This window comes from Enterobacter sp. JBIWA003, from assembly GCF_019968825.1.
GTDB classification, from domain to species: Bacteria; Pseudomonadota; Gammaproteobacteria; order Enterobacterales; family Enterobacteriaceae; genus Enterobacter; species Enterobacter quasiroggenkampii.
The window spans coordinates 1,599,289-1,611,012 of record NZ_CP074170.1 but is presented as its reverse complement, the minus strand read 5'-3'; the positions used below and the strand labels follow the sequence as shown (position 1 = coordinate 1,611,012).

The window sequence follows — 11,724 nt, the reverse complement described above, 5'->3', positions numbered from 1 at the left end:
TAAGCCTGAGAGTGTGGTTCTTTTTCATTTTCTGAAGAACACCAAAAGGAATTCTTCAAAAAACAAAAATGACGCCATCGTTATTTACCCGACTTTATTTGCTGATACTTCGCCCACACTTTATGGGCATAACGCATGCGCTGCGGATAATTTTCTTTTTTCAACCCGGCGTTATAGGCACCTACCGCTTCCCAGTTATAGCCATACACTTTTATCATCCCGGACAGGATGGACGCGCCGACCATAATGGAGGTACAGGGCTCCGTCATAAGCTGGTTCTCATCAATCCCCTGACGCTCTAACTCGCTGAAGTGCGAGCTGTTAATCTGCATCAACCCGACGTCACGCGTGCCGTCGTGGTTCCAGCCTACCGCGTAGGGATTCATTCCGGATTCCACTTTGGCAATCGCATATAACAGCCACGGATCGACGTGATAATAATGTCCGGCGTTATCCCAACAGTTCGCAAATACGCTTTGACTAAACAGCAGTAAAAATAAAATCACGCGTTTCATGAGCACCTGCTCTTAAATACTGAACCTCTTCCTGCTCATAATTAGCGATCATTCTGAAGTGTTGGTCACACCCGAAGTGGGGTGTGACCAACCATTGCGGGTTGATATCATTCCCGCAATTCACGGTTCAGAAGGTTATTTGCAATCGGTTGATGCGCCTTCTTTCACCCATACGTCGCTGTTGGCCGGGTTATCACCCTGCGTCCACCATTTCGCACGGTAAACATTGCCCTGGTAGGTCGTGGTTTCGCCGCCGTTGTATGCCAGGTCAGAGCGCCAGTTCATCTTCACGTTGCTTACCATTTCCCATGCGTCCACACCGAAGTCAGGCTGGTTGCCCTGCGTCCAGTATTTCGCTTTCCACACCAGATGGTCGAAGCTGACGGTATCGCCCGTGTTGTAGATTTTGCTGGATTCCCACGCCGGATATTTGCTGGCGTTGGCGTCAACAGGCTTATCGCAGCTGCCGGTCGCCGTACCTTCATCAGATGGCGGAGTCACCTCGTCTGACGGTGGCGTCACTTCATCCGCAGGCGGGGTGACGTCTTCTGCCGGAGGCGTCACTTCGTCAGCCGGTTTTGGCGTGACCACGACCTGGACGTTGGACTGAACGCTGGTCTTGCCATCGCTCACCACCACGCTCAGGGTATAGGACGACTCAGAGCTCACCTCAGGCGCGGTGATGTTCACGTTCGCGCTATCGGTACCGGTCGCGTGCATATCAGCCGGTACGCTCCAGGCGTAGGTCAGCGCATCACCGTCTGGATCCGCCGCCTGCGCGTGCAGGGCATAAGTTTCGCCTGCCTGCAGGGTGACGTTCTGCATTGGGTTAATCACCGGCGCCTGGTTCGCTTTTGGCGCTTTGTTAACGACCTGAACATCAGCGGAGTTGCTCAGCCCCTTCGCGTCAGTCACGGTCAGTCGGAACGCCAGCGTCTGGTTGCTGGTGACGGCCGCCACGTTGAAGGAAGCCTTCGCTTTGGTGCTGTTGGTGAGGGTCACCGATGGGCCAGAGATCTGGGTCCATTTGTAGGTAATGGCATCACCGTCTGGATCGGTTGAAGCCGAACCGTCCAGGGTCACGGTAGCCGGACCTGTTACCGTCTGGTCAACCGCGGTGGCAACCGGCGCATGGTTGGTCACGACCGGATCAACTGGCGCAGAGCCGCCCATCAGGCTTTCGTTCATCGCGTTCAGGATGTCGCCGGTATCGGAGTCGATAGACCAGGCGAAGAGGCCGCCCAGGTTTTTCGACAGCACGTACTTCCCTTTTGCCGTGGTAGAGCGTGCATCTTCATAGGAGATCAGATCCCCCGTTGCCTTATTGAAGACGTACGGCGCTTCGGCAGTCGCATCGTAGCCGGATTCCCAGCCTGGCTTGCCTTTGTACTCGTTCATAATCTGACGATAGTCCACTACGCCCGGTTCCCAGGTGCCTTTCACCATGCCGGTTGCGGTACCGGTGAACGGATTGTCGCCGGTGTAGCCATGCACGCCAGTCCAGCCGCGGCCATACATGCCCGCACCCACCACGATCTTGCCTGGCTGTACGCCCTGAGCAAGCAGCGCGTCTACGCCGTTCTCGGTGGTGTAGTTCGTGTCCGGACGCCATGACGGCGCGCGCAGCGCGGCCTGGTGGCCCAGCTCGGTGTTGCTCCAGCCGCCGTAGAAGTCGTAGCTCATCAGGAAGATATGGTCGAGATCGCGCTGAGCGGTGGTGTAATCCACGTCTTCGATCTTGTCGCGGCCTGCACCCACGGCGCTGGTCAGCTCATAGGTACGACCCGTCTGCGCGGAGAGCTCGTTCAGCATGGTACGCAGATCGTGAATCAGCGCCGTGTAGGTGGCTTTATCCTGCTGCGGGTTGCCTTTGGTTTCAGTCACGCCGCCGCCGCCCGGGAATTCCCAGTCGATGTCCACGCCGTCAAAGAATTTCCAGGTCTGCAGGAACTCCTTCACGGAGGCCACGAAGCGAGAGCGGATTGCCGGGTCGCCCATGTGGTAGAACGGGTCGGACAGGGTCCAGCCGCCGATGGATGGCAGCACTTTCAGGTCAGGATGCGCTTTTTTCAGCGCCATCAGCTGGCCAAAGTTCCCTTTGTACGGGTCGTCCCAGTCGGCGACGCCCGCCTGCGGTTTTTGCAGAGCAGCCCACGGGTCATGGATGGCCACGGTAAAGTCCGGACGTCCGGCGCAGTCGCGCTGCAGCACGGAGAAGCTGTTGCCGCCCTCAACGGTTTTCAGGCCGTCGTTAATGCCGTCGCCGCCACAGATTGGAATGAAGCCATAGAGGATGTGGTTAAGGTTTGCAGCCGGGATTTTATCAACCGGGAAGTTACGATCGTAAACGCCCCATTCAGGGAAGTACGCCGCAACCACTTTATCAGGATGTTTGGCGAACGTTTTGTTGTTCTCCTGCAGCGGTGCGTTCAGCGGCAGCAGATGGCTGCCGTCGGTGTCCGCCACGATGATCAGCTTGCTGGCGCTTTTGGTACAGCCGCTGGCGTTACAGGCTTCCACCTGTTCCTGATAACGTCCGCCTTTTTTCACCTTAAAGGTGGCTGAGCCGCTTGCACCGGCTGCACCGGTCCACACGGTTTGACCATCGAGCAGCACTTTTGCAGAGGTTGGCGCGTCGCCGCTCCACACGTTCCACTCGACTTTCACATCCACGCCGTCGTTATGCACTTTGACGAGGCTGTTGTAATCCTGCGCGGCCTGATCCACTTCCACCAGCGCAAATTTGTCATTGCCGTAGCCGATGGTCGGTGCACCTGGCGCAGCTGCGAATGCAGAACCGGTTGCCGCTGCAATAAAGAGCGCCAGATATTTAGGCTTAATAAATTTCATTTTTATTTCCTGATAAATTTATTCGTAAACGTAATTGACCCATGTCTTCCTTTAAAACATGGAATATTATTCACATAGTGCGTTTTTTTAAATACGCAGACAGCCGTTACCCAAACCTTAAAGACGCGTTGTATTCCTCCATTAAAAGATACAAGCTAAAACTCCGTGTAGCTTATGCCTTTTACGATACACTGAGGATAAAAGGTCGTCCTTCTCTTTCCCCGTCGAAAAAATTTATAAAAAAACTTGACCCGGTTATTTAATATGTGAGCACAAATAACCGGCTGGTATAGAGTGCTATTCCAGCAAAAGCCAGATAAGGTCCGAAAGCGATGGTGAGGTTATTTTTATTTAATTTATTTAAAAGCAAATACCCCACGATGCCGCTTAATGCGGCAATTAATTCAATCTCAGGCAGCGCCTGCCAGCCGCACCAGGCGCCCAGCGCCGCCAGCAGTTTAAAATCGCCGTAGCCCAGCCCTTCCCGGCGGGTGAGTAGACGAAACGCCCAGTACACCAACCAGAGCGAAAGATAGCCCGCCACCGCGCCCAGCAGCGCATCGCGCAGGGGCAGTCCGTGGCTGAAGGCGTGGAACAGCAGCCCGGCCCACAGCAGCGGCTGCGTCAGGCAGTCGGGCAGCAGCTGGTGCTGTCTATCAATCATCGCCAGCGGCAGCAGAAAGGCCGCCAGCACCCACAGCGAGAAAAGGGATGCTAAGCCCGGTATCCACCAGGCGGTGACGCCAAAGAACAGCGCCATCACCAGTTCGAGTAAAAATAACCGCAGCGGAATCGCCGACTGACAGCAGCGGCAGCGTCCCCGCAGCGCCAGCCAGCTCAACAGCGGGATATTCTCCCAGGCGCGCAGCGCATGCTGGCAGACGGGACAGTGCGATGCCGGGAAAAGCAGGTTGCTGCGGCACGCCTCCTCCATCACCATCCCCGGCACGCGGTCCACCACGACGCCGAGAAAGCTCCCCAGGATCGCGCCGAGCACGCCGCTCATCGCGGCAAACCCGACGGGATAACTCTCCCGGACGAGCATCAGCCCGTTCATGCCACTTTTTTCCAGGTCAGCTGGATTTCGGCCTTCACGTCGCTCAGGTGATCCACCGGCGTGAGGTTTATTTTCTCCAGCCTGACGCCGGAGGCGAGGTTCATCTCACGCAGCCAGTTTTTTAATTCATAGACGTTGACCCGGTTCACCACAAAGGCCAGGGTCTGACCGTCCTGGCGAATATCGGTCAAGGTCAGGTTAATTTCATGCGCGCTATTCTCCACCACACTGCGTGGATTATCAGTTTTCACCTGTAGCACCGGCAGATGGTTTTTATCAATTTCTGTTTTCATCCAGTTTACCGTTTCAGTTTGTCGCGCCAGCGTCGCCTGGCTATTTTTTATCATGTTATCCAGGGGTATTACCCCCGCGTAATAGATGACGGCGCCGAATAAGGCTCCCGCCGCTATTTTTAAAATGCGTTGTTCTCTGACGCTGTATTGTTGATAACGAGATTTAAGCTGTGCAATTCGCCCTTTCATTTATATTTCCCTGTAATCATGGCCGTATACGGCGCGTCCTTTGAAATAGGCTGTAACGTAAAATCAAAATTCGCGCTGGCCTGATGAATGAAGTCCTGTAACGCCTGCTCGTTTTGCGCACTCACGCTTAACGTCAGGCCCCCCTGCGTGTCGTCATATTCAAGCAGCGTAATTTCCATTGACGGAACGGACTGACGGATTTTTTCCAGCTCGTCCATCTGCAAAAAAATGCCCTTAGGCTGCTTCTTGATGTTCTGCCCGAAGTGGTACTTGATGTTGGTCTGCTGGCGCATGCTAGGAAAATGGTGCTGATAGAGCTGGACCATCTCCTGCTGGACCTGATTTTCCTGATCGACCAGCATCCACGCAAGGGCGATGCGGGGGCCGAGCAGCAGGCCCAGAGAGAGAAGCCCCATCGCCGCGACGGCGGCCTTCATCCCTTTCGCCGCCCTCGCGCTGGTCGCCTTCGCGCTGAACGCACCGTGCAGCAGGTTGACGCGGCACGCCTGCCACTGGGGCTGGATCAGCACCAGCGGATGTTCGCCCGCCAGCTGGTCGTCAACCTCAACGCCTGGCGGGATCTCCCCGTAGCAACGCACCTCGCCGTCTCCGGCTTTTTGCATCAGCAGCGGCAAGAGGCCCGCCTCAACGTTACAGGCGGTATGCGGGGATAAGCGCAGCCAGTAGTTCTCCTCCTGCGCGACCAGCGTGCTTCCGCCCGCCGTCACCGGCAGCAGCCAGGCGTCCGGTAGGGCCTGAATCACCTTCAGGCCCGCCTCGTGAAAGCGGGTCAGCCACTGCTGCAGGCGGGCGGTATCTATCGCCACCGCGTCCACCTCGGCGCCTTTTTTGTTCAGCACCGTCCAGTGGAGATCGTCCACCTCGCCGATCAGGGTCTCCTCCGCCATCCACGAGAAGGCTGTCGCCTGCGACGCGACTTTCTTCGGCAGCGTAAAGTGGCGGAAGATCATCTCGCTGGCGGGCAGCAGCAGACAGACGCGCGCGGCCAGCGGATGATCGGCAAGGGTATGCAGCGCCTGCGGGGCGTCCAGGGTTGTAACCTGTTCGCTTCCCGACTCACACCACATGATTTTCCCGTCCTCACGGCTGTCGGGACGAACAAAAAGGACCTGTTTCATAGCGTTCTACTTTTCTTATTCAATCATTCGGTAACGACGTTGCCACGTCACAATTTCACCGGCTTCGTTATTCACCTGAAGCTGGCTCACCACGCGAAGCGTTAACTCATCGGTATTGCCGGTATAGTTGACGCGGAAATACCGGCTGTTGATGGAGAGAACCTCAGCCACCTGCGGGAGATCGTCCTTAAGCTGCGGGAAGGCCTGTTCCAGCGCTTTGCTGAAGACTTCCATGCTTTCCCAGCCGGGCTCCGGCCGCGACGCAATCAGGCGAACGGCATCGTCCGCGGTCAGTTTTCCCGGGAACAGGGCTGCCAGTAAGGGAGCCTGCTCCGGCGTCAGGGTATTGACATCCACCTTGCTGGCGGAGTCCGGCAGCGCGCATAACAGCTTGCTCACCTTCGGGTACGCCGCAGCAGGAAACGCCGGCAGCAGCTTTATCTCGGCAAGGGTGCGCATCATCTGATTCGCTGGCTGACGCGCCGGCACCACGCCAGCCCAGGCGTCCGTCTCCGCGCCCTCTTTCACCGTTGTGGTGTCGCCGTCGAGATAATCCACCAGCTGCTGATAAACCTCTTCCGCCGTCGTCTGGCTGACGCCGCCGTCCGTCAGGATCTGCTCGACAATCTTCTCTTTTCGCGGTTTTTCCGGCACGGCTGACGCCGTTTGATCCTGAGCCACTTTGTCTGCGGCCAGCAGGTTATTGACGTTGAAGCAGTCCTGCGCGTCCTCGACCTGACTGACCACCGTATAGTCTTCGCCCTGCGTCTCCAGCGGCTGGTGCCAGTCGCCCTCCGGGTCGAGCGGTTTGCTCTCGCCGCTGGCGTCGCTCTGCAAGCGATCTTTCACCACCTTTTCCTGCGCCTGCATTGCCCAGCGCAGTTGCTGCTGGCTCACCTGATAGTGGGTTTTCTGCAAATTACGGCAGAACTGCTGGCTGATTTTGGCCGCCAGGGCCGACATCATGACCAACAGGATCAACACAACCAGCAGGGCAACGCCGCGTTGTTGATGTATCCGGCTCATGGCTTCACGTCCGGCGCAGGTTGCGGGGCGGGCGTATTTTCCGCCGCCGGTGCCGCCGTTTCGGTACCCGGCTGCGGTGCCGCCGCTTCCGGCATATCTCCCGGCGTGGTAAACACCCAGCGCCAGGTCTCGCCATTTTCCATAGTCAGCGTGAGCTCCACGCCGTCTGGCAGATGGGCGGACTCACCCCAGCTTTTTTGCCAGCCCTTGCGATAAAACCGCCACTGCATCGATTTCACCTCGCTGACAATCGGCACTTCATCGGGTTTGACGTCTGCCGGGCTGTCAATGACCGGCCAGACGTCGCGATACAGGCGCCCCTCTTCCAGCCGCCAGCGCACGCGCTCCAGCTGGACCGTGCCGCTCACGCCGTTCAGCGTGGTGAATTCAACCGCATCGCCATCCTGCAAAAACAGATCCGGCTCGTTGCGCGGCGCCCGCGCCTGCAGCTGGAAAAAATCGCGCTCCATCAGGCTCCAGGCACGCTGAAGCTGGTTGAGCTTTGCCGCACTGGCATCCGTGGCTGAACTGGTGCGCATCGCGCCGTCCAGAATTTGCCAGGCCAGGGTGCTGATGACCGCGAAGATGGTCAGCGCAATCATGATCTCCAGCAGGGTAAAACCGCGCTGGCGTCGGATCGTCTTCACTTGCTCTCTTCTCCCGGCCCGATAATCTGAAGCGAAATGACCGGCTGGCTTTCATCGCCTTCGGCGTAAACGCGGATGGCATTGGCCCAGCCGCTATTGGCGGTTTTCACCCGCTGCTTGTGCCATTACCAGCTGCGTCCCCCCATAATTTCCGTCCCCTGCTCCTCGGCATCGGGAAAATCGGCTTTACCAAGCTGGGCTTCTGCCAGCTGATTTTCCGCAACCCAGCTGGCCTGCAGCGTGTCGGCCAGCCCGTGGGTGAAGCGCACGTTCAGGGAGACGGAATTCATCAGCGCCAGCGCGGCGGTGGAGAAAATGACCAGCGCCACCATCACCTCCAGGAGCGTCATCCCCTTTTGCTTAACCTTGCCTTTAGTCATCGTTTTCTACCGATACCGGGGCAGCGCCCTGCGACACCACGCGGAAGTGATGCTGTTTGTCGTAACTTTGCAGCGTCAGCGTAAAACGGCCAATCTCGCCGTCCGGCAGAAAGAGGATCTGGGGGTCGGCCTCGACGGTCGCCGCCAGACGCTGAGGCGAAAGCGATACGTGCATCTCTTCCGGGAAATTGCCCTTCGTGGTAATACGGCCTGCGGATAATGGCACCCAGCGACGTTCGCCGTTTTTATCGTCGAGCGTGACCAGCTGATAGTTATCGGTAGTGATGACCAGCCCGACAATATTTCCGTCCATTACCGCGCGGTCTGAACCATAATCAACGAGGGCTTTTAATTGCTGGCCAAATATATCCGCACCGCTGCGTGAGGGTATTGTTGATACAACCATCATGGCGCAGCTGGCAAATATCACCAGCGCCAGAATAATTTCCAGCAACGTAAAGCCGCGTTGACGCTTCATTATTTCTCTTTCTTATCCAGAGACCAGTTCGTAATATCGTCTGCGGTATTGGCTTCGCCATCAGGACCGGCAGAGAAGACGTCTACGGCGCCGTGTTCACCCGGGCTGACGAGCAGATAATCGTTGCCCCACGGGTCCTGCGGCAGGCGGCGAATATAGCCGTCGGCGCGGTAGCCGCTGGGAATAGGCGCGATCTCAGGTTTGGTCACCAGCGCCTGAAGGCCCTGCTCGGTGGTCGGGTAGCGGTGGTTATCGAGCTTATACATATCCAGCGAGCCTTCGAGCGCAACAATATCGCTGGTCGCCTTTTGCGCGTCCGCTTTTTCTTTATTACCCATTAAATTTGGCACCACCATACTCGCTAAAACGCCGAGAATAACGATCACCACCATTAATTCGAGCAGAGTGAACCCCGCCTGGCGAGCCAGACGTTTTGTTTTTATAGCCATGATTTAACCTACCATATTATTAAGTTGCAGAAGCGGCTGTAATATTGACAGCACGATGAATAAAACAATCGTCGCCATGGAGACCACCAGCGCCGGTTCAAATACCGACAGCGTTAACGTAATACGATGCTGTAGCGCCGACTCCTGGTTTTCCGCCGCGCGGTCCATTAAGTTGCCTAATTCGCCGCTCTCTTCACCGGAGGCAATCATGTATAGCATGGTGGGCGGGAATAATTTCGCCTGCTCCAGCGCGGCATAGAGCGATGCCCCCTGGCGCACGGTATCCGCCGCCTGCTCCAGCACCTGCCGGGCGTAGAGATTTTCGATACCGTCCATCGCGATATACATCCCTTCGAGCAGCGGCACGCTGCTCGCCTGCAGGATGCTGAGCGTGCGGATATAGCGGGCGCTGTTGATGGCGCACACCAGCTTTTTAATCGGCGAGCCGTTCACCAGCCAGCTGTGCCAGCGAAAGCGGTTTTTAGCGTTTCTGAGCCAGGCCTTAAAGCCGATAACCCCACCGGCCAGGATCCCGACAATATAGATGCCGTACGCCTGCAGAAAATCGCTCACCGCAATCAGCGTGCGGGTGGTGATCGGCAGCTGCTGCTTCATGTGGGTGAACTGTTCGATCACCTGCGGCACCACCGCCACCAGCAGAATGCTAATGACCGCGATGGCCACCACCGTCAGGGTGATCGGGTAGACCATCGCCTGCGTCAGCTTGCTCTTCATCTTCTGGCGCTGTTCGTTGTACTCCGCCAGCTTCTCCAGCACGTCGCCGAGGTGGCCGGTTTTTTCACCGGCCATCACCAGCGTGCAGTAGAGCTTGTCGAAGGTGCGCGGAAACTGGCTGAAGGCGTCGAACAGCGTATGCCCTTCCACCACCTTCTCGCGGATCTCCACCACCATCGCCGCCAGCTTTTTGTCCTCCGTCTGCTTCGAGATCGCCTTCAGCGCGCTCTCCAGCGGCAGAGCGGCGTTGACCAGCGTGGAGAGCTGACGGGTAAACATCGACAGCACCGGCGTGGAGAGCTTCGCCCCGGTTTTCGCTTTCCCGGACGCCGCCGCCTCGCGCGTTTCGGAGATGCTGACGGGCATCAGCTTTTGCTCACGTAACGTCTGGCGAACCTGCTTTTGCCCTTCGGCCTGCAGCGTGCCGCGCCGGGTTTTGCCCGCCGCATCCGTTGCCGTCCATGCGTAGAGGGCCATTACTCATCCCCCCCACGCTCGGCGGTGACGCGCATCACCTCTTCCAGAGAGGTGACGCCGCTAATCACCTTCAGCAGCCCGTTTTCGCGCAGGCTATAGGCCTGCTTAAAGAGCTGCGTTTCGATGGACATCTCATCTTTATCTTCATGGATGGCGCGACGCATGGCGGTGTCCACCACCAGGAATTCATGAATGCCCGCACGTCCCTGATAGCCGCTCTGGCGGCAATGCTCGCAGCCCACCGCGCGATAAATGGCTTTCGGCGGCGTCGCCATGAAGCTGAACAGCGCTTTTTCATTGGCGTCCAGCGGACTGGTGGTGCGGCAGTGCGTACACAGCCGACGCACCAGACGCTGGGCAATGACACCGAGCAACGATGAACCGATTAAAAACGACTCCAGCCCCATATCCCGCAGACGGGTGATAGCCCCGGCGGCGCTGTTGGTGTGCAGCGTAGACATGACCAGGTGACCGGTGAGCGAGGCCTGCACCGCAATTTGCGCGGTTTCGCCGTCGCGAATCTCCCCGATCATCACCACGTCCGGGTCCTGGCGCAGGATGGCGCGCAGCCCGCGGGCAAAGGTCATGTCCACGCGCGGGTTCACCTGGGTCTGCCCCACCCCTTCCAGCTCGTATTCGATCGGATCTTCGACGGTCAGGATATTGCGCTCATGACCGTTCAGCGCCGAGAGAATGGCGTACAGGGTGGTACTTTTCCCGGAGCCCGTGGGCCCGGTGACCAGGATGATGCCGTGCGGGCGGTCAATCAGCCCTTTTAACTTCTCCAGCTCTTCATCAATCAGGCCCAGCTTGTTGATGTCGGGCTTGAGGTTACTTTTATCGAGCAGGCGCATCACCACGCGCTCGCCGTACTGGGACGGAATGGTCGAGACGCGCACGTCGATCGCCTTGCGGCCAATGCGCAGGGAGATACGGCCATCCTGCGGCAGACGTTTTTCGGCGATGTCGAGTTTTGACATGACCTTGATGCGCGACACCAGCAGCGGCGCGAGCTTGCGCGCGGGCTGGAGAACCGGGCGCAGGACGCCGTCAACGCGAAAGCGAATGCTCAGCGTCCGTTCGAATGTTTCAATGTGGATATCCGACGCGCCGTCCTTCACCGCCTCGCCGAGAATGGCGTTGATCAGGCGGATCACCGGCGAGTTTTCGTCGTTATCGAGCAGATCTTCGTTATCCGGGATCTCCTCGGTTAACGCCATCAGGTCGATATCCGCGTCCATATCATCCACCAGCTGCTGGGAGACGCCGCTGCTCTGCTGCCAGATTTTGGCCAGCATCTCCTCAAAGGCCTCAGGGGCGAGGATCGTCGGCTCGAAGGGGCGTCCCAGTACACGGCGCATCTCCAGCAGGGCAAACGCGGGAGCATCCTCGCGAATGTAGACGTCGTTGTTGTAAAACAGGACGCCGTTATCCTTTGCGTAACTGCTGCTGCAGAGCGTTTTACTCAGTTCATCCACGTTGCGCCCTC

At 57.8% G+C, this 11,724-nt stretch carries 11 protein-coding genes and 1 pseudogene; all 12 read right to left on the bottom strand.

All coding sequences use genetic code 11. From position 1 onward, the window contains the following. Positions 1 to 80: 80 nt before the first annotated feature. Positions 81 to 515 carry a type III secretion system invasion protein IagB gene (iagB, locus tag KGP25_RS07690; protein WP_048027141.1) on the bottom strand — a complete coding sequence of 145 codons (435 nt, stop codon included), beginning with the start codon at positions 513 to 515 and terminating at the stop codon, positions 81 to 83. Between the two features lie 135 nt (positions 516 to 650). Then, on the bottom strand, positions 651 to 3,365 hold the full coding sequence (locus KGP25_RS07685; RefSeq protein ID WP_069719526.1) for a glycosyl hydrolase family 18 protein: 2,715 nt from the start codon (positions 3,363 to 3,365) through the stop codon (positions 651 to 653). Between the two features lie 259 nt (positions 3,366 to 3,624). Continuing rightward, positions 3,625 to 4,422: an A24 family peptidase gene (locus KGP25_RS07680; protein WP_223540207.1), complete on the bottom strand. Its 798-nt coding sequence runs from the start codon at positions 4,420 to 4,422 to the stop codon at positions 3,625 to 3,627. Continuing rightward, the gene (locus tag KGP25_RS07675; protein WP_045908415.1) at positions 4,419 to 4,904 is read right to left on the bottom strand and encodes a type II secretion system protein M; all 486 of its coding nucleotides are present in this window, start codon (positions 4,902 to 4,904) and stop codon (positions 4,419 to 4,421) included. The genes KGP25_RS07680 and KGP25_RS07675 overlap by 4 nt, the downstream gene beginning before the upstream one ends. Continuing rightward, on the bottom strand, positions 4,901 to 6,043 hold the full coding sequence (gspL, locus tag KGP25_RS07670) for a type II secretion system protein GspL (RefSeq protein ID WP_111966996.1): 1,143 nt from the start codon (positions 6,041 to 6,043) through the stop codon (positions 4,901 to 4,903). Before gspL ends, KGP25_RS07675 begins: the two co-directional genes overlap by 4 nt. A gap of 15 nt (positions 6,044 to 6,058) precedes the next feature. Next, positions 6,059 to 7,069: a type II secretion system minor pseudopilin GspK gene (gene gspK, locus KGP25_RS07665; protein WP_223540206.1), complete on the bottom strand. Its 1,011-nt coding sequence runs from the start codon at positions 7,067 to 7,069 to the stop codon at positions 6,059 to 6,061. After that, positions 7,066 to 7,716 carry a type II secretion system minor pseudopilin GspJ gene (gene gspJ / locus KGP25_RS07660; RefSeq protein WP_223540205.1) on the bottom strand — a complete coding sequence of 217 codons (651 nt, stop codon included), beginning with the start codon at positions 7,714 to 7,716 and terminating at the stop codon, positions 7,066 to 7,068. The genes gspK and gspJ overlap by 4 nt, the downstream gene beginning before the upstream one ends. Then, a pseudogene (gene gspI / locus KGP25_RS07655) lies at positions 7,713 to 8,096 on the bottom strand (type II secretion system minor pseudopilin GspI). The gene gspJ and the pseudogene gspI overlap by 4 nt, the downstream one beginning before the upstream one ends. Next, positions 8,089 to 8,574 carry a type II secretion system minor pseudopilin GspH gene (gspH, locus tag KGP25_RS07650; RefSeq protein WP_126534828.1) on the bottom strand — a complete coding sequence of 162 codons (486 nt, stop codon included), beginning with the start codon at positions 8,572 to 8,574 and terminating at the stop codon, positions 8,089 to 8,091. Before gspH ends, gspI begins: the two are co-directional and overlap by 8 nt. Then, positions 8,574 to 9,023: a type II secretion system major pseudopilin GspG gene (gene gspG, locus KGP25_RS07645; RefSeq protein WP_223540204.1), complete on the bottom strand. Its 450-nt coding sequence runs from the start codon at positions 9,021 to 9,023 to the stop codon at positions 8,574 to 8,576. Before gspG ends, gspH begins: the two co-directional genes overlap by 1 nt. Before the next feature lie 3 nt (positions 9,024 to 9,026). Then, positions 9,027 to 10,235 (bottom strand): type II secretion system inner membrane protein GspF, encoded by a 1,209-nt coding sequence (gene gspF / locus KGP25_RS07640; RefSeq protein ID WP_045908421.1) that lies wholly within the window; start codon positions 10,233 to 10,235, stop codon positions 9,027 to 9,029. Continuing rightward, positions 10,235 to 11,713: a type II secretion system ATPase GspE gene (gspE, locus tag KGP25_RS07635; protein ID WP_048222252.1), complete on the bottom strand. Its 1,479-nt coding sequence runs from the start codon at positions 11,711 to 11,713 to the stop codon at positions 10,235 to 10,237. The genes gspF and gspE overlap by 1 nt, the downstream gene beginning before the upstream one ends. Positions 11,714 to 11,724: the final 11 nt, after the last annotated feature.